The organism is Tsukamurella ocularis, from assembly GCF_965138335.1.
Lineage (GTDB): Bacteria > Actinomycetota > Actinomycetes > Mycobacteriales > Mycobacteriaceae > Tsukamurella > Tsukamurella ocularis_A.
The window spans coordinates 117,643-141,233 of the sequence record NZ_CBCSDV010000010.1; the positions used below are offsets into that span (position 1 = coordinate 117,643).

The 23,591-nt window shown below is 64.7% G+C and carries 29 protein-coding genes and 1 pseudogene; 14 read left to right on the top strand and 16 right to left on the bottom strand.

Translation table 11 applies throughout. The annotated features are described in order from the left end of the window. Window positions 1–138: 138 nt before the first annotated feature. From ACNAYW_RS11490 to ACNAYW_RS11500, 3 genes are all read left to right on the top strand, one after another. Window positions 139–849 carry a GAF and ANTAR domain-containing protein gene (locus ACNAYW_RS11490; protein ID WP_415849824.1) on the top strand — a complete coding sequence of 237 codons (711 nt, stop codon included), beginning with the start codon at window positions 139–141 and terminating at the stop codon, window positions 847–849. Window positions 850–1,114: 265 nt separating this feature from the next. After that, entirely contained in the window at window positions 1,115–1,420 is a 306-nt protein-coding gene (locus ACNAYW_RS11495; RefSeq protein WP_415849825.1) for a GlsB/YeaQ/YmgE family stress response membrane protein, read from the top strand. A gap of 13 nt (window positions 1,421–1,433) precedes the next feature. Beyond that, complete coding sequence (locus ACNAYW_RS11500) at window positions 1,434–1,715, top strand: hypothetical protein (RefSeq protein ID WP_415849826.1); 282 nt, start codon at window positions 1,434–1,436, stop codon at window positions 1,713–1,715. A gap of 277 nt (window positions 1,716–1,992) precedes the next feature. Here the strand turns inward: ACNAYW_RS11500 and ACNAYW_RS11505 are convergent, their stop codons facing one another. Further along, complete coding sequence (locus ACNAYW_RS11505) at window positions 1,993–2,316, bottom strand: hypothetical protein (protein WP_415849827.1); 324 nt, start codon at window positions 2,314–2,316, stop codon at window positions 1,993–1,995. Window positions 2,317–2,363: 47 nt separating this feature from the next. Further along, complete coding sequence (locus tag ACNAYW_RS11510; RefSeq protein WP_415849828.1) at window positions 2,364–2,549, bottom strand: hypothetical protein; 186 nt, start codon at window positions 2,547–2,549, stop codon at window positions 2,364–2,366. 58 nt (window positions 2,550–2,607) lie between these two features. Between ACNAYW_RS11510 and ACNAYW_RS11515 the strand changes: the two genes are divergently transcribed. Beyond that, window positions 2,608–3,582, top strand: coding sequence for an HNH endonuclease (locus ACNAYW_RS11515; RefSeq protein ID WP_415849829.1), 975 nt, complete (start codon window positions 2,608–2,610; stop codon window positions 3,580–3,582). Window positions 3,583–3,781: 199 nt separating this feature from the next. Here ACNAYW_RS11515 and ACNAYW_RS11520 read toward each other — a convergent pair whose 3' ends face one another. Further along, a complete protein-coding gene (locus tag ACNAYW_RS11520) occupies window positions 3,782–5,062 on the bottom strand; it encodes a DNA cytosine methyltransferase (RefSeq protein ID WP_415849830.1) in 1,281 nt (426 codons plus the stop codon). A gap of 208 nt (window positions 5,063–5,270) precedes the next feature. Here ACNAYW_RS11520 and ACNAYW_RS11525 point away from each other — a divergent pair, with 208 nt between their 5' ends. The 3 genes from ACNAYW_RS11525 (at window position 5,271) to ACNAYW_RS11535 (ending at window position 7,127) form a co-directional block, all read left to right on the top strand. After that, window positions 5,271–5,462 (top strand): helix-turn-helix domain-containing protein, encoded by a 192-nt coding sequence (locus ACNAYW_RS11525; RefSeq protein ID WP_415849862.1) that lies wholly within the window; start codon window positions 5,271–5,273, stop codon window positions 5,460–5,462. Between the two features lie 182 nt (window positions 5,463–5,644). Continuing rightward, a complete protein-coding gene (locus ACNAYW_RS11530) occupies window positions 5,645–6,475 on the top strand; it encodes a Cfr10I/Bse634I family restriction endonuclease (RefSeq protein ID WP_415849831.1) in 831 nt (276 codons plus the stop codon). 94 nt (window positions 6,476–6,569) lie between these two features. Beyond that, the gene (locus ACNAYW_RS11535) at window positions 6,570–7,127 is read left to right on the top strand and encodes a hypothetical protein (RefSeq protein WP_415849832.1); all 558 of its coding nucleotides are present in this window, start codon (window positions 6,570–6,572) and stop codon (window positions 7,125–7,127) included. Window positions 7,128–7,137: 10 nt separating this feature from the next. Here ACNAYW_RS11535 and ACNAYW_RS11540 read toward each other — a convergent pair whose 3' ends face one another. Both ACNAYW_RS11540 and ACNAYW_RS11545 read right to left on the bottom strand, forming a co-directional pair. Continuing rightward, the gene (locus ACNAYW_RS11540) at window positions 7,138–7,776 is read right to left on the bottom strand and encodes a hypothetical protein (RefSeq protein ID WP_415849863.1); all 639 of its coding nucleotides are present in this window, start codon (window positions 7,774–7,776) and stop codon (window positions 7,138–7,140) included. A 63-nt stretch (window positions 7,777–7,839) separates the two neighbouring features. Further along, a pseudogene (locus ACNAYW_RS11545) lies at window positions 7,840–7,935 on the bottom strand (DUF2510 domain-containing protein); the annotation flags it as partial. Between the two features lie 134 nt (window positions 7,936–8,069). Here ACNAYW_RS11545 and ACNAYW_RS11550 point away from each other — a divergent pair. Together ACNAYW_RS11550 and ACNAYW_RS11555 are read left to right on the top strand one after the other, a co-directional pair. Then, window positions 8,070–8,720: a hypothetical protein gene (locus tag ACNAYW_RS11550; RefSeq protein ID WP_415849833.1), complete on the top strand. Its 651-nt coding sequence runs from the start codon at window positions 8,070–8,072 to the stop codon at window positions 8,718–8,720. 341 nt (window positions 8,721–9,061) lie between these two features. Next, window positions 9,062–9,235 carry a hypothetical protein gene (locus tag ACNAYW_RS11555; RefSeq protein WP_415849834.1) on the top strand — a complete coding sequence of 58 codons (174 nt, stop codon included), beginning with the start codon at window positions 9,062–9,064 and terminating at the stop codon, window positions 9,233–9,235. Between the two features lie 17 nt (window positions 9,236–9,252). Here ACNAYW_RS11555 and ACNAYW_RS11560 read toward each other — a convergent pair whose 3' ends face one another. Beyond that, window positions 9,253–9,930 carry an SMI1/KNR4 family protein gene (locus ACNAYW_RS11560; RefSeq protein WP_415849835.1) on the bottom strand — a complete coding sequence of 226 codons (678 nt, stop codon included), beginning with the start codon at window positions 9,928–9,930 and terminating at the stop codon, window positions 9,253–9,255. 162 nt (window positions 9,931–10,092) lie between these two features. On the opposite strand from ACNAYW_RS11560, the gene ACNAYW_RS11565 reads away from it, so the two are divergent. Both ACNAYW_RS11565 and ACNAYW_RS11570 read left to right on the top strand, forming a co-directional pair. Beyond that, window positions 10,093–10,593 (top strand): hypothetical protein, encoded by a 501-nt coding sequence (locus ACNAYW_RS11565; RefSeq protein WP_415849836.1) that lies wholly within the window; start codon window positions 10,093–10,095, stop codon window positions 10,591–10,593. Continuing rightward, complete coding sequence (locus tag ACNAYW_RS11570) at window positions 10,583–11,191, top strand: recombinase family protein (RefSeq protein ID WP_415849837.1); 609 nt, start codon at window positions 10,583–10,585, stop codon at window positions 11,189–11,191. The genes ACNAYW_RS11565 and ACNAYW_RS11570 overlap by 11 nt, the downstream gene beginning before the upstream one ends. A gap of 52 nt (window positions 11,192–11,243) precedes the next feature. Here the strand turns inward: ACNAYW_RS11570 and ACNAYW_RS11575 are convergent, their stop codons facing one another. From ACNAYW_RS11575 to ACNAYW_RS11610, 8 genes are all read right to left on the bottom strand, one after another. Then, window positions 11,244–11,594: a hypothetical protein gene (locus tag ACNAYW_RS11575; protein WP_415849838.1), complete on the bottom strand. Its 351-nt coding sequence runs from the start codon at window positions 11,592–11,594 to the stop codon at window positions 11,244–11,246. 259 nt (window positions 11,595–11,853) lie between these two features. Then, the gene (locus tag ACNAYW_RS11580) at window positions 11,854–12,609 is read right to left on the bottom strand and encodes a hypothetical protein (RefSeq protein ID WP_415849839.1); all 756 of its coding nucleotides are present in this window, start codon (window positions 12,607–12,609) and stop codon (window positions 11,854–11,856) included. 173 nt (window positions 12,610–12,782) lie between these two features. Beyond that, window positions 12,783–13,379, bottom strand: coding sequence for a hypothetical protein (locus ACNAYW_RS11585; RefSeq protein WP_415849840.1), 597 nt, complete (start codon window positions 13,377–13,379; stop codon window positions 12,783–12,785). Next, on the bottom strand, window positions 13,376–14,293 hold the full coding sequence (locus ACNAYW_RS11590) for a hypothetical protein (RefSeq protein WP_415849841.1): 918 nt from the start codon (window positions 14,291–14,293) through the stop codon (window positions 13,376–13,378). The genes ACNAYW_RS11585 and ACNAYW_RS11590 overlap by 4 nt, the downstream gene beginning before the upstream one ends. Window positions 14,294–15,063: 770 nt before the next feature. Continuing rightward, on the bottom strand, window positions 15,064–16,014 hold the full coding sequence (locus tag ACNAYW_RS11595) for a protein phosphatase 2C domain-containing protein (RefSeq protein ID WP_415849842.1): 951 nt from the start codon (window positions 16,012–16,014) through the stop codon (window positions 15,064–15,066). A gap of 44 nt (window positions 16,015–16,058) precedes the next feature. Beyond that, window positions 16,059–16,727: a vWA domain-containing protein gene (locus ACNAYW_RS11600; RefSeq protein ID WP_415849843.1), complete on the bottom strand. Its 669-nt coding sequence runs from the start codon at window positions 16,725–16,727 to the stop codon at window positions 16,059–16,061. Between the two features lie 14 nt (window positions 16,728–16,741). Further along, the gene (locus ACNAYW_RS11605; protein ID WP_415849844.1) at window positions 16,742–17,542 is read right to left on the bottom strand and encodes a hypothetical protein; all 801 of its coding nucleotides are present in this window, start codon (window positions 17,540–17,542) and stop codon (window positions 16,742–16,744) included. Between the two features lie 114 nt (window positions 17,543–17,656). Then, window positions 17,657–17,896 carry a type II toxin-antitoxin system prevent-host-death family antitoxin gene (locus ACNAYW_RS11610; RefSeq protein WP_415849845.1) on the bottom strand — a complete coding sequence of 80 codons (240 nt, stop codon included), beginning with the start codon at window positions 17,894–17,896 and terminating at the stop codon, window positions 17,657–17,659. 265 nt (window positions 17,897–18,161) lie between these two features. Between ACNAYW_RS11610 and ACNAYW_RS11615 the strand changes: the two genes are divergently transcribed. Then, entirely contained in the window at window positions 18,162–18,419 is a 258-nt protein-coding gene (locus ACNAYW_RS11615) for a hypothetical protein (protein ID WP_415849846.1), read from the top strand. A gap of 65 nt (window positions 18,420–18,484) precedes the next feature. On the opposite strand, the gene ACNAYW_RS11620 is transcribed toward ACNAYW_RS11615, so the two are convergent. Beyond that, window positions 18,485–20,344, bottom strand: a complete 1,860-nt coding sequence (locus ACNAYW_RS11620; RefSeq protein WP_415849847.1) for a coiled-coil domain-containing protein — start codon at window positions 20,342–20,344, stop codon at window positions 18,485–18,487. A 171-nt stretch (window positions 20,345–20,515) separates the two neighbouring features. Here ACNAYW_RS11620 and ACNAYW_RS11625 point away from each other — a divergent pair, with 171 nt between their 5' ends. Further along, entirely contained in the window at window positions 20,516–21,586 is a 1,071-nt protein-coding gene (locus ACNAYW_RS11625) for a restriction endonuclease (protein ID WP_415849848.1), read from the top strand. Window positions 21,587–21,872: 286 nt separating this feature from the next. After that, window positions 21,873–22,472 (top strand): recombinase family protein, encoded by a 600-nt coding sequence (locus ACNAYW_RS11630; protein WP_415849849.1) that lies wholly within the window; start codon window positions 21,873–21,875, stop codon window positions 22,470–22,472. Here ACNAYW_RS11630 and ACNAYW_RS11635 read toward each other — a convergent pair. Next, a complete protein-coding gene (locus ACNAYW_RS11635) occupies window positions 22,469–23,119 on the bottom strand; it encodes a recombinase family protein (RefSeq protein ID WP_415849850.1) in 651 nt (216 codons plus the stop codon). The genes ACNAYW_RS11630 and ACNAYW_RS11635 overlap by 4 nt on opposite strands. Window positions 23,120–23,591 lie beyond the last annotated feature (472 nt).

Consider the following 23,591-nt stretch of genomic DNA (forward strand, 5'->3'; position numbering starts at 1 on the left):
TCCATCCGGTGCGGCGCCTCCTGCTCGAAAACTGGGTCACCAGTCATTCGGAGCCGAAGCCTGCGCGGATGGGTTGCACCTGCGTGCTAGCTTGTGCCGGCGGCTGCTCGGACGCCGCCGGTAGCGGAGGAAGCGCGCGTGACTGTTGAGGGTGACGAGGGGCTGGACTCCCTCCTGTCGACGATGTCGGAGATGTCGCGCAACATCGCGCAGACGACCTCTCTCGATCACACGCTCAGGGGCGTCACGTCCGCGTGCGTCGAGTTGATCCCCGATGTCGCGGGCGCCTCGATCCTGATCGTCGAGGGGCCGGAGGAGTACGGCTCGCTCGCGCCCACCTCGGACCTGACGGAGCGACTCGACGCGCTGCAGCACCGATTCCGGCAGGGCCCCTGCTGGGACGCCGCGACCGCCAATCCCGCGACCCGCGCGCCCGATCTACGGGCCGATGACAGGTGGCCCGACTTCGCCCCCGCAGCAGTGGAAGCGGGAATTCTCAGCATGCTCTCGTTCCGGCTGTTCACCTTCGATTCCCGGGTGGGCGCGTTGAATCTGTTCTCGGAGAAGGTCGATGCCTTCTCCGACGAATCGGAAACGGTCGGCGGAATGCTGGCGACGCAGGCCGCGACGGCTCTCATCGCCAATGATCGCGCGCTGCAGTTCCGTTCCGCACTGGCGAGCCGCGACCTCATCGGGCAGGCCAAGGGAATGCTCATGGAACGGTTCGGCGTCGACGCGGTGCGCGCCTTCGAACTGCTCGCACGCGTGTCCAGCGACCGCAACGTGCCCTTGGCGACGATCGCGGAACGCGTGGTCGAGAAGGGCTCCGCGACCGTCGCTCCCGGCTGAATCCCCGGCGATCCGCCGTCCGCCGGAATCCCGTCCTCGCGGAAGCACGCGTGTTATCGTTCCGCCGTACCGGAACGACGATCGTTCCGCGTGCATTCCGCATTGAGACCACGGTGCGACCGCTCACCCGATCGGTGTTCCCCACCCATCGGCGTGATCGCGCGCCGTCGACTCGTCTCCCGTGCACCGTCGGGGAATCCCGGTCCACGTGCGCGTTCCTTCTGAGCGGCCCCGCCCGAGGCATGCCCAGGAAAGAAGGAGACAGATGCAACTCTCGTCAGCAGTAGTCGAAGCGAACCTCGGATTCGGCGGGATCGGCTGGATCGCCTGGATCGTCATCGGCGGCATCGCGGGATGGCTCGCGAGCAAGATCATGGGAACCGATGCGCAGCAGGGCCTGCTCCTCAATATCGTCGTGGGGATCATCGGCGGCGTCATCGGCGGCATCGTTCTGCGGTTCCTCGGCGTCTCCACCGCCGGCGCCGGATGGATCCTCACGCTGCTCACGGCCCTTGCGGGAGCCTGCGCGCTGCTGTTCGTCGTGGGCCTGGTCACCGGCCGGCGTCGGTGAGCGGAGGTCCGGAATGAGGATGCTGAAAGCGACTCGATCCGTCGTCGTCGTGAGCGCGCTCGTCGCGGCGTTGATGCTCGGCGGCTGCGCGAAGGCGGGCGCCGACACCACGTGCAAGGACTTCCTGGCGATGTCCGAGGCGGATCAGAGTGAGCAGGTGCAGAAGATGTACAAGGACAAGCACGGCGAGGATCCGGCCGCGGGTGCCGCGACCGCGCTGCGCGCCGAAGCGGTCGCCTACTGCTCGACAGCGGGTAAGGAGGACACCAAGATCAAGGAGGTGCCGATCTCCTGACGCCCGCTCGACGGGGCCGTTAACTCCGGAACAGACCACGGACGGCACCGACAGAACGAAAAAACCCGAGGTCACGAACTCTGTCGAGTTCGTGACCTCGGGTTCTGCAGTTCTCAGAACTGCTCGTTGTGGGCGAAGGGGGACTTGAACCCCTTCCATTCGCCTGGTTACCGCTCTTTCACCCGTCCTGACCTGCATATATGAGTGTCGCTGGCGTGTTCTGATTACGGCTGCTTTCTGGAAAGTGTGCCCATTCCGTGCCCACCCGCGACGGCGATCACTGGCCCTGCTTCTCGATCTCGTCCTCCGCCCAGAGCACGTAGCCCTTCACCCCCGTAGAAGTGGGGCTGCTGTCGTTCGCCATCCCCATCCTCGCCCTGTCGAGGTCACGCCGCATGTACTCAACGATCTCGACAGTCGGTGTGGTCAGGTCGACAAGCGAGTACCCACCCCTAGCCGCGACGTTCACCAACCGAACTAGGACTTGGCTCGATAGATTCCCCATCGCCGCTGCCAGCGTTCGGCGCACCGCATCAGCCTGCTGGACGGTGGCAACAGTGCCGAGAGTGAGCCCGTCGATCTCCACTTTGATATGCGTCATGCTCCGCAACCTTGCCGGGTCACACCAACGCGCTGGTTGGCTCCCCCTTAAGTGCGAGGTCCGTCCCCTCCGCCCCACTCCCGCTGCGCCATCTCCCAGCCCTCCTCGGCCGTGATCGCGCCGCCGTCGCGGAGGGCGGTCCAGTAGGCGCGCTCATCGGAGAAGATCGACTCGACCCACGCGGGCAGGGCGGGCGCAGCATCGTCATCGTCGCGCAGTGTGGTGTCCCCCATATCCAGATCGTCGCACGAACACGGTCCCTTGTCGGTGCCCTCTGATACACATCCATCCATGAAGCTCAAGCTCACGCGCGACGCCGTGCTCACTGCAATCGCCGAGTGTGACGCGCAGGGGCGGGATCAGTTCCTCGCCGATAACGGGTTCAAAGCGGCGCGGGAGTATTTCCTCGTCCACGGCGGTCAGGCGTACGACTCGAAGGCGGTCGCAGGAGTCGCTCATCGCCTGGTGACGGGGCGGCGCGTCAGCTCCTCTGATTTCCAGGGCGGTGCCGCTGTCGCGGATGAACTGCGCTCGCTCGGGTTCACCGTCACGGGCGATGCCGACTGGACGTGGGATGAACTACTGCTCGCCTGCGACCTCCTCGCGAGCAGTGACTGGGTATCCCCGAGAGCGCACACAGACGAAGTGCAGGCACTCTCCGCATTCCTGCGCAAGCAGCAGCCTGATCTCGCGCTGTCGCCCGAATTCCGCAGCCCATCGAGCGTGCACCGCAAGCTCGAAGACCTCCGCTCAGCCCATCCCGACTACCACGCGTCCGCGACGAAGGGCGGGCGCGCGACCCGTGCGATGGCAGCCGCGTTCGCAGCCGACTACGAGACCATGCACCGCCTCGCCAACGAGGTGCTCGGGCTGGGCACCGAAAGCGACGAGGACGCCTCTGTCCCTGACGCGGCGAGCGCAGCGGAGATCGTGACCGCCGCTGAGGGCAGGGTGCTGCGTCGCTTGACCACGGTGCGCGAGCGGGATCGCGGACTCCGCAACACCAAGCTCACGCAGTTCCGCGCTGCCCACCAGGGGCGCGTGTTCTGCGAAGTGTGCAGCTTCGACTTCGGCAAGGTCTACGGCGAGCACGGTGAGGGCTACGCCGAGGTGCATCACCGCGTTCCCCTGCACGTGACCGACGAGGTGGTCAACGACCTCGACGACCTGATCGTTCTCTGCGCGAATTGCCACAGAATGATCCACCGCCGCGCTCCGTGGCTCACGCCCGAGCAGCTCGCGGCGATGCTCCTCCCAGACGCTTAGCGACCCTTGCCGTACCAGTTTCCAGATAGCGCCCACGGCGCACCTCATCAGGGTGAGACAGCGCACGCGGACAGGATGAATCCACACACTCTGGGCTTGGACATCTCAGTCCCACTTCGAGACCAGCGACCGACCAAGATGCATACGTCTAGCGCGTACTGCTATCTCCCTACGGCGTGGTGCACGCGAATCGAGGAACTCATGCCACTCGCCCCTTGCGGGAGGCACTAGCGTCATCCGCAAGATCAAGCTCACCCTGCGTAGACACCAAATTCGGGAGTCGTTTTCCGCTCTCCTGGGCTTCGTCGATCCGATCAAGCACCGACATCGCTGCGCTGGCGACAGCCCTACCCAGCAGCGGGGGGACAGCGTTACCGATCTGCTTGAGCATCTGCCACTCGCTGGTCTCAAACACAAAGCCATCGTGGAATGACTGCAATCGCGCAGCCTCTCGGACAGTGATCCACCTCTCATACTTCGGATGGACCCACTCCGAAAGGTCACGGTGCATCTGCGCGAGAATCGTGTAAGCGGGGCGGTCGACTGGGAGGCGCCGCCATTTTTCCGGGCGTAGCCCATTCCACACATTCTTGGGGAGACTATCTCCCTTGGCGCCAGGCTTCAACAAAGCGATGAGCGCCTTACGCCGAGCCTGAATCTCCTTAGTGTGATGGTTGTGCAGCTTCGCGTAGGCCGTACGGCTGCGCTCCTTCTTGCTGGACGCTGAGTACCAAGAACCGTTTCGATCTAGCCGCATCTCGTCTAAGAACTCCGACTTTCGGCGACTACGTGGATACGGCAGTGGTTCGTAGTGAATCGCGGTTGCCTCTGGCAAGTCGCTGATTGCATCCCACGCCGTCGGGGCTGCCCGCTTCTCCTCCACAAGGAACTTCGCTAATAGTTCTTCAGCCGACTCATCAGGGTCAATGTCATCTCTCACACCGAAAAAGATCGCGCGACGACGCACCTGCGGAACTCCGTAATCGTCAGAAGAGACGACCTGTACTCCTGAATTTCTGTAGCCAGCATCGGCGAGCGCTTCCAGGACCTCGCGCTTGAATCTCCCCTTCCCAATCAGCAGCATATTGGGTACGTTTTCCATAAGAAAGACCTTGGGACGAAGCATCTTCAGGAGTCGAATGTACTGAAGATACAGTTCATTTCTTGGATCGTCGAGGATTCGTGTGCCGATCTGACTGTAACCTTGGCACGGGGGACCACCAAAAAGCAGATCAATCTGAGTCGCCTTCAAGCGCTCAAACCGCTCACCGTCCGTAGCGCTCCACTCAGCGCTGTCCTCATCCAGAAAGTGATGCACGTCACCTTCATACAACGGAACCTCTGGGAAGTTTGCTCGGTACGTCTCGCTCGCGAATCGGTCAAGCTCGACCGCCGCCAGCACCTCGAACCCTGCTTGGCGAACGCCGTCGCAGAAACCTCCGCAGCCTGAAAACAACGAGACGGCGGTTCGTTTGGTCATCTGCTACCCCTGTCTAGCGCTACGGAACGCCTGAACAGTAGCGCACCCGTACGACAGCCTCGTCGACCCACCGGCGAATGTGACTAATAGTCGTCGTATCGCGTCGCTTGACCTCGAATGATGTGACTTATAGTCCGTGGTCTCATGGACCGCATCGAACTACGGTCGGCTCGTGCAGCCCGATGACCTAACAATCGCCTTCGGGCTCGTGGTACGTCGATCTCGCGTCCAGGCAGGGCTCTCGCAGGAGGGCCTCGCGGCGGTCGCAGGGCTAGACCGCACGTACGTCAGCAGCCTTGAGCGCGGCAGACGCAACCCAACCCTGGCGACACAGAGGCGCATAGCTGATGCGCTCGGCATCCGCCTGTCGTCCTTAGTGCGCGACGCGGAGGAATTATAATGCCATTTCGGTTCGACCCGCAGGTTACGGATGCTCTAGACGAGTCCGATCAATGCATTGCCGACAGGCGAGACAACCCTGTCCCTGGTCGACGGACGAAGTTTAATCTAAATCAGACAAATATGCTAGCGTATACATTTTCCGGGGGAGTACCAGGCTGGGTTGGCTCAGGGCTAAACAGTATGCCATTTGACGCAGTTGTAAAACAGGTCATCGAGAACGCAAACGACGAGGGGCGGCGTCGGTTTGGTGACCACTACTCAGTATCCACCAACGCGATTTCAAAAGTCACAGGCGACGTCTACGAGACCTTGACAAGCGCAATCCTTTGGAACGCCGCAGCTCGCTGGAATGCGTACATGGCGGGCGCTCCATGGCCGCGTGCGCCCAGATACACACGTCCAACAATCGACCAGAAGATCACCCGCCAGGTTGCAGTAGTCAATCTCCCCCGCCGCTACGACTGGGTTCGCTTGCTCACGCCGAAGGCAACGAAGGTCATCGACGCCCTCCGCTCCGACCTGGGTAGCTCGGGGCTCTCCATGCCAACGTCGACGCCCGACGTTGCAGTTGTGGTTTTGCCAGAGGGACTGCGCTCTGATCCGATGTGGAGCACGCCTATCACCGACCTGGGGCGGGAAGCCCAGTCCAAGCTAACCAATGCACACAAAAAGTTGGCAGGTGTTGTCGAACCTGGTGAATTGATTTTGGCGATGGCGCTGAAGACTAGTCTGCGCTCAGATCGCGTGTATCAACCGCTGTATGAAGCGAACGTAATGCAACTTCTTCTCGAAGGCTATCTACACGCTCCGCGCGTAGAATTCGAGGTCCACTGCCTCACTGACGAAGGGACAGGCGCTGCAACTACGTACACGGCTGCCTCACTCCACTCTGTACGCGATCAAAAATTAAGACACCGTGCGGTGCGCGAGATGTATAAGCCGCAGAACGCAAACCAGATTGCGGAACGCTTTTTCGGCTTTCTAAACCAACGGATGGCGCTCGTCAATTAGGCGGCGCACTCACATCGTTGGGCGGGCTCAGGACGTGACACTTCCCGCGTAAGTGCGCCTACGTGTGTCAGCGCGTACCCCTACCCTGGGAGCCATGAGCAGCACGCAGTTCACCGTCTCGGGCTCGAACCAGGTCTGGCAAGCCATCGAGTTCACCGATCCGTGGGAGGGCTGGGCGGTCCCCATCGTGACCGCTGACACCCTCGCCGCCGTGTGCTCCGCGCTCGGGCTCCGCTTGGAGTGGGACGAGGACACCGCCGTGATCGGCGACGACTTCGAGCGGGTCGGTGCGTACCCCGAGAACCGCTACACGCTCGAACTCGGGCTGCCATTCGAGCGCGTGTTCCCCGATGGCGCTCCGCCGCATCGCTTCTCGATGGATGGCTGGTACGACACCACGGACCTGTACTTCTGCTTCGGATTCGACGAACCGTGGAACGGCTGGGCAGCTCCAATCGTGGATCGCGCGACCCTGGAACGGGTCATCGCGACGACCGAGGGCGGGCACACCCTGTCGTGGGACGGAGACACCGCAGTCGTCCACCACGTCGAGCTGGACGAGGACACACCGCTCGCGCCCGACACCGACGGGCGATTCCACCTCCGCGATCTCGGGTGGACCTTCGACGAAGTGACCGAGCGGAACTCGTAGTTCGCGCTCGCTACGGCTTGCACTCCCCTGTCGAACGTGCGTCGATTTCAAGGTCAGCGACCCACGAGGTTCCGAGGTTCTTGGCGTCCGCAGCGGGGATGAACACAGACAGCTCATTCCCCACCAGACCTGGCGGGATCGTGATGTTCTCCTGCTTCGCTTCCTTCATGCGGAAGATGTAGTTCGCGATCAGCCGCCCGTCGAGGTAGCTGACACCCCGCATGACGCTCCCGCTCGTGAGCGTGAACGACACCTTCCCCGTCTTCGGTATCGCCGAATTGGTCGTCCAGCGGACGCTCTTCGCGCCGTCGGGGTGACCCGCCGCGCGGGTGACCTCGACACCAGTCAGACCGAACTCACCAGCGGGGGTCACAGAACAGGACTCCGGAAACCCCGCAGGCGCTGCGCTGCTAACTGCGGACGACGGCTTCGTCGACGAGGTAGTGCTCGCAGACGGCTTCGGCGATGAGGCAGCAGGTTTCGCACTCGTGCCCGTCGTGGAAGTCGCCGTGGTCGTCGAAGGCGCTGGCGCGGCGGTCGCCGCTACATCCTTCGGCTTGTCCTCGATGGTGCTGCCGATCAAGCCCAGGACGATGAACACGGCAAACGCTGCCGCTGCGCCGATGAGCACCTTCTTCTTGGTGCTCATCTTCTTGCCGCTGTTGTTGGGACTCGGCTCGGGGCTAGCGCCCCCACCGCTCGACGCATCCATGAACTTCTCGGTCCACTCCGTCCCGTCCCACCAGCGAAGCCGACCTGATCCTGCGGGGTCGGGGTGCCAGCCTTGCGGCGGGTTCGGAGTGCTCACAGCGGTGTCCTAACTTGTCGTATTTCTTAGACAGGAGAGAACCTACCGCGAGTGTCAGACGCGCAGACACCAGGTCGAGCGACCTCGGTGCGACGGTCTCCAAACTTGTCAGCCTGCATCTCTACGATCAGCACATGAGTAGCAAGCGGGTTTGGCGATGGGCACTGTTCGGAACGGTCGGTGCGATCCTCGTGCTCACCATTGCGACTCCCATCGCCGCACGTGCGGGCATTAAGTCCGATTGGTACGCGGGCTACGGCCAGTGGCTCGGAGCGATTGGCGCGCTCGTCGCTGCCGCTGTCGCCCTCGGCATCGCTACTACCGACCGCCGCATCGCAGCCGAGCAACGCGACGCGGAGAACACGGAGCGCGATGCGACCTTGAAACGCGAAGCGGCGCTTGTGCGCGTCGGATGGGAGCAAGTCACGACGATGCGAACGTTCGGAGGAGACCGTACCGAGCCAATGATCACCGTGACGAACCGCAGGGACGTTCCCATCTTCGACATCGAGGTCGTCAGCTTCGCCCAGGACGGTCAGGAACCTGACACCCGATTCGAGGTCACGGGGTACATGCCACTCCCTATGCCCGACGATGCGAACTTCGCTCATCAGCAACCGATCCCCTCACATCTGGTGGTGGAGCCCGCCGAGTCCATCGCCTTTTCTATCGGTACGGCGTCCGACTCGCCCGCGCTCGTCGCCGTGACCTACACAGACCAGAAGGGATACCGCTGGCGTGTTGACTCACGCGGCGAAGCGAGCCAGATCGTCCACGGGACGTGACGCATCGGTGCAGTTGGAAGCACGAACCGATCGGCATATCGCGGCACGCTGGACAGCATGAACCCACGCGAATTGATCCGCCTCGCACAGGAACACGGCTGGACCGTCCAACATCGAGCACGTCGCATCCACCCGCGACTGATGCCACCGCCCGACGTGGATGCGCCCCCGATCACGATGCCAGCCACACCCTCAGACTGGCGGTCGCTGAGGAACGCAGCCGCCGCCCTACGACGCGCGGGTGTCCCTGTTCCGCACAAGGGCGGGCGCTGACCGTACGCGCCGTCGCTGGTGCACGACGATCTCTCTCACCGAGCATGGAAGGCGGAGGTGATCACCAAATGGACTGGGCAGACGACGAACGCGAAGTGATCGAGCAGGCGGAGCAGCTTGGTGTGACCGTCCACATCGGCGACCTGTGGCGGACACCCGATGGCACCCTCACGATCAGGGGCGCAGACAGCGCCTCGGCGTGGCTCGATGACCTATCGCGGGGACTCGATACGCGCAGGTGAGGTCCCCAGCGACAGCTCTACAAGTAGAAGTAGCTCGGAAAGTGCAGCACAGTCGTGTCAGAGGGGAAACCAGGCGCGAGTTCCCTGAGCACTTCCTCGAAAGCGTCATTCTCGTCGGTCAGCCCGACGATCTGCCCCGACCCGTAGTCGTTCACTTCGACACCGAACAGCTTCCGCTCGCAGGTGATCGCGAACGCCTCCAACCAGACCTCGATGCTCGGCGCATGAATCGGGCGCATCTCGTTGTCGTGCTTGAACTCAAGTACCTGCCCCGACTGGCTCGGGTAAGGGCTCTCGTCTCCCCCGCCATCGTCGAGCAGGGCTTCGCCAGCCATATCGACGATTAGCTCTGGTCCACCGTGCGCCATCAGAGGAAGGTAGAACTCGCCCCACCAGCCCGCTTCGATCCAACCAGGCTCCTCGCGGAGGTCGCGATACATCTGCATCGTCTCCAACGCGTTACGCGCTGAGGTCAGCTCGTAGATCCCGATGATGTACCCCGAGCACGGGTACTGCCCGTGAGCGTTCGGACCGCGCCACGCAAGGAAAGAGCGGTACGCCTCGGGGAGGGTCATCCCGAACTCGCGCTGCAACTCGTCGATGTCTTCCTCGGGCGAGCCAGGCGCTAGCACCTCGTACAGATCGGGATAGTTCGCAGCGAGTGCGGCATCGAGTCGGGCGACCAGGGGGTGCATGACCATAATCGTAGGAGCAGGTCGCCCGTATTCGCCCGTCGCGCATCCGCCAACCCCCTGTGCAACGTGGACCTGCCCCACACCCGTCGATGCAGCCGCGTCCGAGCGGCGATGATCGCGTGGCGTCACACAGGCGTCCCTCCACGAGGACGAGCGGCGGCGATGTCCATCTACGATTCCGACATGGGCAAGCACTCGTCAGGCGAATCACCAGACCTGTCGGTGAAGCTGCTCATCGCGACGCCCATCTGCCTGATCATGGGCGTGTTCGCCATCTGGCTCGGCATCGTCACGATTCAAGAGCCCGCGACGTGTGACCTCAAGACGATGACGGCATCGGACGTGTGCGAACTCGGGCGGAAGATGCTGGATGAGAAGGTGATCGACAACGGGCGCTCGAACCCGCCCGACGGGAAGTACCGCACGCTCGATCAGCAGAAGTCACACAACCGCATCGCAGGACCCGTCTACGTCCTGGTAGGCGTGGCGTTCACCGCTGGTTCGATTTGGATCGGCGTGCTGCAAGCTCGCGGGCTACGGGCACGGCGGCGGATTCGCCAACAAACGGAACAGCGGGACGTAGCCGCGCGGACCACGGGACGTGACACAGCGTCGCCCGCACCTGTCCCCGCCCCGTCTCACACTGGGACACATGGGAACTGACACCGCCGCCACCCCGCACCTCCTCGGCTACATGCGCGTGAGCACGACCAGTCAGCACCTCGATCAGCAGGAGGACGCGCTGATCGAGTACGGCGTGCCGAAGGAGCGCATGTTCGGGGATCGCCTCAGCGGGAAAGCGGGGACGGAACGCCCAGGGCTGCAAGCGATGCTGGACTACGCCCGCGCGGGCGACGTGATCGTGGTCGTAGGTATCGACAGGTTGGGGCGGTCGGTAGCAGAGGTGTCCTCGACCATCGCGGAGCTGAGCGCCAGGGGCATCACACTGCGGAGCTTGCGAGAGGGGATCGACACGTCCACGGCGGCGGGACGGATGATCGCGAGCGTGCTCGCGTCCATCGCCGAGCTGGAACTCGAACTCGGGCGAGAGCGCCGCGCGGCGTCCCGTGATGCCCGCCGAGCGCGGGGGCTGCCCGCGACCCGACCGCCGAAGCTGTCCGCGACCGAACAGCAGCAGCTCGTGCGGCTCCGTGCGACGGGCGAGCCTGCGTCCGCGCTGGTGACCTTGTTCGGGGTGAGCAGGAGCACGGTGTTCCGCGTCCTGGCGGAGCACCGCGCGGAGGATGCGAGCACTCGGTAGCGGAACAGCAGAAGCACCCGCCCATTAGGGCGGGTGCCTCCCCGATTTGCGATCAGGCGATCTGGTCAGGTGTCACGTACGCGACTGGATTCTGAGACTTCCCCCGAGCGACAACCTTTCCGAGGTACTCGTGATCCTCGTACCTGTCACCCAGAATCTCGAATCGACTGGCAGCCTTGAACTCCTTGCGAACGCCGAGCACATCAGCGACCGCGATCACCACGCACTCAGGATCGAGGATGAGCAACGTCTCACACTCGACAGCACGGCTAGCCTTCAGAACCCACCACGCGCTGCCTGCTGCCCAGATTTCATCGTCGGTCATGTTCGGCACCCAGCCGACACGCGTCTCGCCCGCCTTGCGGTAGCCAAGTCGGATGGTGAGGATTTCGTTGTTGCTCATGTCCTGCCCCTTTGATCTCGTGTTCCGCCAACACGAAGAACATATCAACTTGTTACCTAGTATGCAAGTCTCCTTGTTGCCTAGTATGCAAGTCTACTTGTTGCCTTGTATCTAAGTCGTGGGTCGTGGCTGCGGCAGCCATCTCACATCTACAGATCACGGACCCGCGCGGATGTCCGATTCGGATCGGCGGTCGGCGCAGCTCGCGGCGTGTCACATCTGGTGTCACGACAGAGAGTGTCACATCTCCCAGTCGGCACTACTTGAGGCTTGAAATCTTGAGCCCAGGAGCGTCAGGCACCTGCCCCAAGGACTTGCGTATGTCGAATATCGAGTCCACACCAAACTCGTCGGTCACCACTGCGGTAAGCGCCCCGTTCTGCAAGAGCGGCGCACCGATGTCGCCTGGTGCACCGATGCCGTAGCCCGCAGGGGGTCTCACGGTGTACGCCCCCTCCCCGTCAGGGGTTTCCTTGGAGACGGGGGATTGCACTTCGACCTTCACGTACTTCCCCTTCGAGGAGGGGCCGAGGTACTCGCCCTCGGTGTACGCGCGCACAGGACCGATGCGTGTCACCGTGGCGTGTGCGGACTTCGCCAACTCGGGCGACAGCTTGATCACGGGAATGGAGTACATATTGAGAACCTTGGCATTCGTTGTTCGAAGGAAGGCAACGATCTTTCCCACGGGGATGCCGTCGGTGGTGGTCACCGTGTCCGAGCCCCTGATGGGCTGCACTCCCGAACTCGTTGGTGTCGCATCAGAGGCGTCGCTCACCCAATCCATTAGCTCATCAGGGGCGCAGTGACTTCCCGACGCGGCATACACGTTGCCGTTGTCGTCGCGCATGAAGAACGACAGCGCACAGATCCTGTCTGTGCCCCGCACAGGGACGCTCTTTCCGATCTCGCGACCGCCACCGTTGACGAACCGCAGAGCGGTGCCCTCGGTGAGGACGACAGAGCCCTGCTTCGTGCCGCTGAGGGATGGGGTATCGCAGACGATCTTCCCCATCGAAACGGGGTCGGCGGGAGCGCACTTCACCGATTCCATCCCACTGGAAGACGTACTACCGCCAGCGCCCACGGGCACGGCGGTTCCAGCGATGGTGGTCGAGCAGCCTGCGAGAGCTGCGGACCCGATGAGGACCGCGATGGGGAGAAGGTTCCGTCGCCGATTCCCCATTTCTACTTCACCTTTCCCTGCCCGATGAGCCACTCCACACAGTCGTCCACGGTCAGCTCAGGAGACTCGCTCTGGTCGCACATTCCGTACTTCTCGAATACGGACAGCTTGCAAAGAGCCACCTGCGTCTCACCGAAGTAGCCACTGCGCTCGGAATCGCACTTACTCTTCTCCCGCGCGGCTTCGGCAATCTGCGAAGGAGCCGCAGCTCGGGCTCGATCCCTCAGCGCAGACGCCGCAGCCGACGATGACGCCGCCGCTGCGGACGAACTGGCGGCAGCAGCGGACGACCTCGCCGCAACATCGGTCGCCTCTGCCTGGACATTGAAGTAGAGCAAGCCGCCGATACCCCCGACGAGCGCGAGAACCGCCACGAGCGCCGCCGCGATGAACAGCCGCTTACGCTGCGGGCGGCCACCGTGCGGTGTCTCCTCGACCTTGCTGCTGAACGGCTCCTCGACCCGCCTGCGTTCGGCGCGCTCGACCTGATTCTGTGCGGCGGCTGGCGATGGACGCTGCGCACCCGCTCCGTAGGACGGGCAGTATTCCCCGCGTGGCGGCTGGCCGCTCGACTGGGGCTCTTCGGGCGGATGGGTCATCGCGATACTCCTGGTGTTGATCCGTAATGTGCGCGCATAAGCGAGATCGCCTGCGAGAGTGGTCGCTCCCACGCTGCGGGCGGTGGTCGGCGGTAGGGCGAGGCGGTGATCGCGTCGGCGATCACCTGGCGAACGAGCGGCGGGACGTGGGTGGGTAGTCGTGTCGGGTCGCGCACGTCCTGGTCGCCCACGAGGAGGCGTAGCGCGAGAAGCCCGAGCTTGTAGCTGTCGGATGCGACGGTGCCCAGTTCCTCCCCGCGTGGCACCTCCCACGTCGGGGTTTCGAGCTGCGGCAGAGCGGTCTTCCCGTGGACCACCATCGCGTCGGTGTCGATGAAGTAGGTACGGACCCCGCTGGGCTGCAAGGAAAACAGCAAGTTCTTGGGCGAGAGGTCACCCACGGTCACGCCGATGTCGTGGAAGAATCCGAGGTTGTATGCAACGGACCGAAGCAGGGCGTACCGCTGCTCGGCGGTGACGACGTGCCCGCGCTGGTGCAGCACCGACGGGGCGTTGAGCAGATGCTGAACCTCCGCCAAGCGCAGCGACGTGCCCCTGGCGGTGTCCATCGGCCAGAAGAACTCGGACGGAATGCGGGGCATCACGAACCCCACGATCTTCCCCTGGTCCTCGACGACGGCGCAGTTCCACGCAGCCATGCCGATCAGCTCCTTAGCGTGCACGGAGTGGAGTCGAGACAGGAACGCGGGCATATCCGCGAGGGCACCTTCGTCGAGCTGTGCGATGACCGCTGGCTTGTACTCCTTGTAGACCATCGCCTGCGCGACCGACGTGCGCACGGCTGGCGCTTCGTACACGATGCCCTGCCCGCCCGCGCTGATCCGAGTGAGCGCACCGAGCGCCGCCCGCTGGATGCGGTTCGCGACCTGCTCTGGGACAGCGTTCGATGTCATCGCGGTCCCTCCTCGTAGGTCATGCCGCCTGGGCTATACGGGTCGATGGGTACGCCAGATGGCGCGGGGTTGATCGGAGCGGGCGGTATCGGACGAGGCGATGCAGGTGTCTGCCGCATGGGTCGGTTCGGCTGCACACGCTGAGACGGAACCGCACGGGCAGGCGATGGTTTCGGACGCTTGGTCGGCTTGCGCGCGAGTAGCGCAGTCGCCGTGAGGATTCCCGCCAGCAGTGCGATGAGGATGACCGATGCCGCTCCACCGTGGGTGAGCCAGCGTGTCCAACCAGTCCGAGACTCACAGCGAGTCGCGACCGCTGTGCCCTCGGCAACAGCGCGGCACCGCTCCCCGCTGATCGCGTCGCCGACCGCTGCCCCACCGACCAGCACCGCGAGCACGAGCGCAGTCGTCAGGAGCGAGAGCAGCAGCTTCGCCGCCGTGCTCATGCCGCGCAGGCGCTTCACTTGATGTACCGATCACGGATCAGCGCACGCGCGCAACGATCGGTGTCTACGGGAGGCGTCTGGCACTCGGTCGGATACTCAAGCCATTCGCAGGGCATGCGGATTGTGCCTGCGCTCGCACCACATTTCGCTTCCGCCTCCGCTGCGACCTCCGCCGCCTTGGCGCGCGCCCGAGGCATGAGCAAGTCAACCTGATTCGCTGACGCTTGTGCGCTCGCGCTCGCCAGCTCCGACGGCGTGGGCTGCGCAGTGCTGCACCCGCTCATCGCGAGCACGGTCATCGCCACGGCGGCAACCAGTGCGGACCTACGCATCGTTCTGTCCGTTCACCCAGACCGCGACCAGCGAACGGTCGTCGTCGAAGGTCTCGCGGGAGAAGTCGACGACGTGCGCAAACTCGATGAGCGAAGGACGCTGCTCACCAAGTAGCACCTGGCGGAACAGTTCGCCGACACCACCATTGCCTGAGCCGAGCGGGTCGCCGATCCCGTCGGTGCCCAGAAGCAGCACATCGCCGTGACCGAGCGGTCCCGCGTTGGTAACGATCACGTCGGGGAGCCGAGGAAGCCCCGATACCGCCGAGGAGGCGAGACCATCCGCTCCTACAGCCTTCCCACCGATGAGCGGGACGAACTCCCCATCGGCGGTCAGGAGCCACGCTCCCGAGTCGCCCACTCCCGCGACCGAGGCGATGAGCCCATCGTCGTCAGGGTCGATGACCGCGACAACGAGCGTCGTTGCCAGATGTTGCTCCGCCTGGTCGGCATCAGGCTCATCGAGGTCGAGAATCAGGCGAGCCTGATCGACCACCGCCCACGCGGCGGACTTGAACATCTCGTCCCAGTCCACGGCGTCACCGATCTCGGCGGCATTCGCGCTCACCCATTGAACCGCTGCACGAACAGCCGTCGTCGCTCCCACGTGCGCGTGGACCGCCGATGACACTCCGTCGGCGACGGCGACCACTACCCGTCCCGAAGGCAGGACATGGGCGGCTACGTCGTCCTGGCGCGGTGCGCCGTTGTAACGGTGGAGGTGTCCTCGCAGCGACGCCGCGCGCACCGTCGCATGCTCCGTGCTCCACCCGTCGATCACCGTGTCAGGACGGAACGGAGCCGAGCGGAACCGCTGAGCGGTCGGCTTGGGCTCGACGAACGGCGACGGATCACCGACGATCACGGGTGCAATCGAGACGGTCCCCCGCACGGCGGTCCTCGCGACGCTCTCCACGTCCACCGCGTCCAGCGGCTCGGTCACCTGCTCACCGACAACAACATCGTCACTCCCCCTGAATCGCATGGCTACACCAGATCGACTGCGAGAGAGAATCCTTCGGGTTGTTCCATCTGCAACTCGCCCTGCCCCGAAGCCAGCGCCGTGCCCGAGCTGATGACGGACTGCGTGAGCGCGGTGATGAACTCGGAGATCGCGACCCCCGTGTCCACACCCCTGGACGCGATGAACGCGTACTGCTGCTTGGTCGCGACCTCCGCGACAATGGCAGGGTCCGCCTCACCGATGCCGAACGCGAGCACGTTCGGGGCAGCGGGCTGGGCGAGCATGTAGTCGCGAGCAGCGCGCCAGTCCTCGTGCGGGTTCGGCAGACCGTCGGTGAGGAAGAAGACGGCAGGGCGGTTGACGAGGTAGCCCTCAGCCTTGAGCGCGGGTACGTCGACCGAGATGCGATAGCCCACCTGGTCGAACGCGGACTGATAGCTCGTCAGCCCACGCGGCTGCAACACGGGCATCTGCGGGAGCGACCGCAGATCGGCAGGTTCCAAGTAGGTCCGCGCGTCGTCGGCGAAGCCGATCACCGAGAACCGCACCTTGGCGGCGGCGAACGACTCGGCTTGCAGCGCATCGAGCAGCGAGATCAATCCATCGTTCAGCTCGTGGATGTGCGGCCCCATCGAGCCTGACTCGTCGGCGACGAAGTAGACGGGGAGGACGGTCCCTCGGGGTTCGGTCATGATCGTGCTCCTTCTCAGTAACTCGGTCGGTACGGCTTCTTGGACGGTGCGCCCGACGATGGCTGCTGCGGCGTCGGTGCACTCGGCGATGTTGCAGGCTGCGCGGGCGGCGTCGCCTGCTGCGGCACGGGTGCCTGCGTGGCGGGCGACTGCCAGGACGGGCGGTACGGCTTCGACGCGGGCGGCTGTGGGTTCGACTGGACGTGAGGCAGCGTGTGCGCACTCGGCTGCTGCGGTGCGGGAGCGGACGGCTGTTGGGGTGTCGGGGGTGCAGCGAATGGAGCCTGCGGCTGAGCAACAAGCGGCGAAGCCTGCCCTCGGTGCGTGATCCAGTGCTTCGCGGGAATCACGGCGACCGCGAAGCACGCGATGGAAGCTGCTGTGACGAGCCAGAATCCGATCCCGAGCGAGACCTTGTAGTCCGTGCTCGAATCGCGGAAGTTCCACCACGGCCCATTGAAGAACGCGAATCCGTAGTACGTACAGGTGAGTAGCGCTACGACGCCCGCGCCGCCACCGAGGATGGGCCCGAGCGGGACACTCGAAACCGCACGAACCATCGTCGGGCGGAAGTGGAAGGCTGCTCCGACCAGCGCGACAAGTCCGAGGAAGGCGACAAACACGCCAGGAGAGGGAACGTCGAACAACCGCTGGATCACGCCTGTGTCACCGCCCGCGCCGACCCCTGGGATGCTGGTCACCTCGCCGCTCTTGTCGCGAGCGGTGAAGGTCATCCATGTCAGGAACGAACCCACCACCATCACCGCGCCGCCGACGGCGGTGACGATCCCCGCCGTGCTCGCCGACTTGCTCATCGCTTCACACTCCAATTCCGTGGTTATTAGGTGTCGCTCCGAGACAATTCCGAGTGTCGCTTGCACCCCGCTTGGCGCGCGCTTCACTCCGCAGCTCAGAAATGAGCATCACGGTCATTTCTCGGCGTCCAGAATCGCCAACGCGGCGAGGAGGTTGGCTCGGACAGCAGACCGCTCACTGCGATGCACCGACTCGGTGTTCTCGACGACTTCGGGGTGCACGAGCGCGACGATGGGCTTGCCGTTCCGAGTGAGCAGTATGGGCGCTGACCTGGCTTGTTCCACCAGGTAGGTCAGTTTGGCGCGGGCGAGGTGCATCGGCACTTCGCGTGGCGAACGCGGCGCTTCGCCCACTGCCCACCCCTTCCCGTACGGTGTCGCCTCGGACGATAGCGGCAAACTTGACACCCTTTAACAGAAGGGTCGATCCACTCCAACCGACAGGCGTCGAGGACCATTGTTGACCTCCGTTTCATTAAAGGTCTTAATACTTTTCGAGACCTGATCGTTGCCATTCTCGCTGGCATCCATCTTCGCCCCAATGCTTCAATCGAGGCGGCGGAGGATGTCACGTCCCCGACCCTGGGGAGGGTCCGCCGCTACGGGAGGAGACACAGACATGAGCAAGATCAAGAGGGTGTCGGCGAGCGTGATCGCGGGCGCGGCGGTCCTGGCGGGCCTCGGCACGGTCGCTGCGGGGGCGGCGAACGCGGAGACCTGCCAGTACCACAGCAGGGTCATGTTCGGGAACGCGATCATCGACGGCTACGGCGGCGGACCGCAGCAGGCGACTCAGAACGCCTGGGCGAAGGCTAAGGCGCAGGGGCGGACTGGTGCGCCATACAAGCTGATGTGGACGCAGTTCGAGTGCCGCTGATCTGACGGCAACGCACAGAGCCCAGCTCCCTTGTTCGGGAGCTGGGCTCTGTTGCGTCTCTCCTGCTACGTCTTCGTGTTGGTCAGGTGCTTCCCGATATAGCCGATGTACACCATGCCAGTCTCGTCCACGTGGTCGAGGTAGTGCATGCGCGGCGCGAACGCGTTCGCCCACGTCGGCTTGAAGTGCGCATACATGCGGATCTTCTCCTTGGGGTGCACCTCCTTCGGCACAGCGAATTCGCGTTCGTGCCCCCAGTTCCGCTTGGTCGTATCACTTTCGTCAGGTGCGTGGCGAACGGGCGCGCACTTGTGACCAGGCAAATGATCCGCCGAAAGGTACGCGTGCACACCGACGCTGACCTTCCCTGAGAGCTTGCCCTCGGCGTAGTCGTAGAGCACTCGGACGTACTCCCAGAACGCGTGGGCGTACCGCAGCCCTAGACCACCCCTGTCGATATCCAGGGCCTTGCTCTCATCGCCCGTGAACACCACCCGCTTGTGAACAGGGTGGTTCGACCCTGGCGCGATCAGCGCAATCAAACTCTCGATGTCACCAGGCGCGTCCCAGATATCCTCCTCGGGCGCAACGAACGTCAGATCACCCTTCCCATCCTCGAACATCCTCTGCCGCAGGGTCGCCAGTTCCTTGGCAGTCTTGTTCTCACCATCCTCAGCGATGGTCGCCAGTAACTGCATGTCATCAGCCAGCTTCTTCGCAGCCTCAAGATCGTCGCGAAGCTCTTCGCGGGAGTTCGCCGCCTTGTCTGCCTGCTCTTTGAGGATCGCGATCTCAGCGTCCCGAGCGTCCAGCTCGGCTCCCAATCGTCGTAGAGCGTCTGCATCCGCGTCCACGTCGGGTCCGAGCCAGCGCTCAACCAGAACCGCCAGCGGGATACGAAGGGGTTCAGTTTCGAGGGCATGGCGGAAGTGGACGATCTCAGTGGCTGAATCCGCCGCGAACGCGAGGTCGACCTCGGCGCGGTGACGTTCCACCTGTCGAGCAGTGTGCGCCGTCGTCTCCGCGCGTTCGAGCAGCGCGATGCCGCGCCGCACATCTGTGGGCAGCTCGCGCTCTATGAACCGCAAACGGGTTGACTCCGCGAACCGCCGCGCGAGCCCACGAGACACCTTCTTGCTCTTCGAATTCACCGCGCGGGCGAGGGTGTCGGGGAAGAGCCACCGATGCCGAAGGCGGTCGCCTTCCACGTCGAGCGCAACGCGCGGGGAGAAGGTGCGGATCACGCCCTTCGACACGACGTGCGATTGCGGCAACCGCGCGGCGAGCGCCTCGGTCGCCTCGGTATCGAGGACGTAGGTGGACGCCACACCGACACTCTCGACGGTCAGGCTGGTCACGATTTCGCGCCAGTCGGATTCGAGCTCGTTCTCCCACGGTGTCGGCGCGACGATGACGGACGCGGTGCGTGTGTCGTCTGTGATCGCCGCAAACACTTCGTCCACGTCGTCACCGCGCACGAACTGCGGCTCGCCAGTCAGCGGAGTGGCACCATCGCGCGCGGGATAGGTAGAGAGGATGTCCCGCACCAGCGTCGGAGGTGCCGTGTTGTAGACCGCACCGTCCACGTCGGGGGCATCCGTCGCCACATCGACGACCAGCGTCTGGCGGTTTGATCGCGCTTCGGGAACGTCGAATGCGTACACCGAGACGGTCCAGGTACCGCCAGCGTTCGACTCTCGGAATCGGTACAAGCGGCGGCGGCTTCCATCGAGCGCCTCTTCGCCGTGCACGACGGACAAGTCCGCGCGTTCGCCGAGACGGTACTCCCCTGGTCCGTCCCACTCGCTGACCTCGATGCCGTTCTTCCGCTTGCCGCGTAACCACGAACTGATCTCCGACTCGGCAACTCCAACAGCGCTAGTGCTGTCGTCGAGCCGCAGGATCGCCCGATACCCCGTTTCCATCCCGATGCCTCCTCTTCGAGCGGTGCCACCCCGCTCACGCCCGATACCGTAGCCGCAGGGTCGGACAAGTCGGGCAGGTTCGCCGTGCGCTGGTGACCCGTTCAAATCGCAACGTCACGCAGGCGGTATGCCTGTGATCGGACGGTTCGGTCGGTGTGCTTGAGTCCTCTCGTGGAGTACATAACGACGCCTGCGCAGGCTGAGCAGAACGCCGCGCGCAGGATGCGTGAAGAGCTGGGCTTCCCCGACGCGAGGGTGACTCAGGCGACGAACGACGGCGGCATCGACGTGCAGGCATCGCGAGCAGTCGCGCAGGTGAAATGGGAATCGAACCAGTCAGGTCGCCCCGTCCTACAGAACCTCTTCGGTGCGCGTGGTAACGCCCTCCACAAGAAGCTGCTGTTCTTCAACTCGGGCGGCTACTCCCGCGCAGCTATCGAGTACGCCGATGCCGTCGACATGGCGCTGTTCAAGTTCGACCCACTGGGCGAGTTGGAACCCATGAACCGCGTCGCTGAGCGCCTGATCAAGGACGTGCGCGAGGAGAAGGAGCGTAAGGCTCGTGAGGCACGGGAGCGGGAACGTGAGGCGCGGGAACGGGAACGTTCTGAACAACTACGAGCTGCCCGCGAACGCAGAGCACGCGAGGCGCTGGCACTGGTCGAGCGCGAGCGCCAAGCAAGGGCGCGGCGCGCGCTCGAACTCGCCGAACGCGAACGGCGGTCCCGCGAGGCGAGGGAAGCCGAGAACGTCGAAGTGGACGCCGCCACCAACGACTGCGCTGTCCCCCAGATCGAACCCTCTGCGCTTCTGTCAGTCGAACAGCCGACTACGACCGTTGATTCACTGGCGTTCACAGTTGATATCGGCGACCACGTACCCAAGCCTGCTTCGCCCTCACGCGGTGTCAAGCACTACGCGAAGTGGACGCTCGCCTGGGCGATCTTCGCGGCGCTGCCCCTCTACGCCGCCTTCGCAACCTCGGGGTGGGCGCACGCGGCGTGGATCATCGCGACACTCGTCGGGGTCCTCGGCGTTCTCGCGCAGTGGACAGGCGACGAAGCACGACACACCGAGTCGTCGTTCGGAATCTTCGGCACCGCGCTCGCGGTCGCCGTCGGGTACTGGGCGTTCAACGTGGACGGGGTGTTCGCTGGAGTTCTCTGGGTGGCAACCGCCTTGATCGCGCTCCTCTCGCTGCTCGTCGTCTTCGACGGCAGGTCCAAAGCAAACTCGATGTGACCTGATGGGAAGCTGCCGCGATGACGAACAAGGATCGCAGGTAGCCCGACCACCTCCACAAACGGCTGCGCCGCCCCTCCCTGATCGGGGAGGGGCGGCGCGCTCATCTCGTGGGTGCCGTACACGGGCGGGCTCGCGGGCACCCGCGCGGGCAGGCTCAGGGGAGGAGGAGAGGTCGCCGCCCGCGCTCATCCCAGTATGCGTGGGCGAGGCGGGACGGGGCAGGGCTGGCGCGAGGGCGTGTCGTCACTGGCTTGCACGCCTGCCCCTTCCCCACGCTGGGGATATGAGCACCTACGGGTACGCGCGAGTGTCCACCGACAATCAGACGGTGGAAGCTCAGGTCCACGCCCTCGTCCAGGCGGGCGTGGACGCCGACTACATCTACAGCGAAACCGCGAGCGGGAGCGGTACCCCCAAGCGCCTCGCGCTGAGGGAGGTGCTCGACGTGCTCGTGGACGGCGACGAGCTGGTGATCGTCGCGCTCGACCGCCTCGCCCGCGACGTGCGCACCTCCGCTGCCCTGATCACCGACCTCACGCAGCGCGGCGTCACCGTCCGCAGCCTCCGCGACGGCGTGGATTCCTCCACGCCCGCAGGGCGGATGGTGATGTCCGTGGTCTCCGCCGTGGCGGAGTACGAGTGGGAAGTGCAGCGGGAGCGCCGCGCAGCGGCTCGGGAATCTCGTCGAGCACGAGGACTCCCCACTGGGCGTCCGCCCGCGCTGACCCGTGAGCAGCAGACTCAGCTCCTCCGTGATCACCAGGCGGGCGACCCCATCGAGGTGCTCGAAGCGCGCTACGCCGTGAGCAGTCGGACGATCTACCGCGTCCTCGCCGATGCTCGCGAGTGCGAGCTGGACGCGGACCGCGACCTCGCGGGTTAGACGGTCCCCTCCCCAGCCTCCCTCAGCGCCCTGTATAGGGTGCTCCGCCCCACGCCCATCGACGCGGCGACATCCCCGACCCTCTCCCCTCCCGCGACGAGGAGCCGCGCTTGGCGGAGCTGCGCGGGCGTGATGACGGGGCGTCGTCCAGGCACAGCGCCACGGGCACGGGCGGCGGCGATCCCCGCGCGGGTGCGCTCGCTGAGCAGCTCACGCTCGAAGCTCGCGAGGGCGGCGAACAGCCTGAACGTGAGCCTGCCCGATGCGCTGGACGTGTCGATTTCCTCAGTGAGCGAACGGAATCCGACGCCGCGCTCATCGAGCGCCTCCACCGTCGCGAGCAGGTGCGACATCGACCGCCCCAGCCGAGACAGGGAGTACACCACCAGGACATCCCCCGCGTGCAGGTCCGCGAGCGCGGCATCCAATCGCGGGCGCGAGGTGGTCGCCCCGCTCACCCCGTGGTCGGTGTAGATCGCGTCCACGCCAGCCTCCCCGAGCGCGTCGAGCTGCAACGCCTCGTCCTGGCGGTCGGTCGAGACCCGCGCGTAGCCGATCCGACGGGGGCGGATCGACGGCGCGGACGTGGGCAGGGTCGCGGGTGCAGGCGAGGCGGCGACGAGGAGCTGTGCGATGGGAGCGGTCATGCCCCGAGAATCCCGCAACCGTCCGACACCTGCGGGACGGGCGGTGTCACGTCCACGGGGCAGGGGGTAGCCGCGATGTGGCTACCCCTTCTCGGTGACGGCACCGAGCACGGTCGCGGGCACGGGCGCGGGCGGCACAGCGGTAAGGTCGTCCCGCAACCCCCGCAGACCCCCTTGCGGGACAGGGATCGGCGGGGATGAATCGAGACGGATTACGGGACTCCGCCACCTGCGCGGACGCGGGCGACGAAAACGGTGCCGCAAGCGGTCGGATGCGGGACAGCGTGTAGAGGGCTCGGGGAGGGTCCGTGGAGCCGTCCATAGGCATCGCCTATCGCGGTGATCGGCAGAGGCTATCGAGGTGCCTGTGCCCGAGCCCGTGCGCGCTGACGGCGCGGAGTGCACCGTCGCGCCGCCGCGACGAGCGCAGCGAGGAGTGGTGGTGTGGCGGGGTACGGAGCGTCGGGGGTGC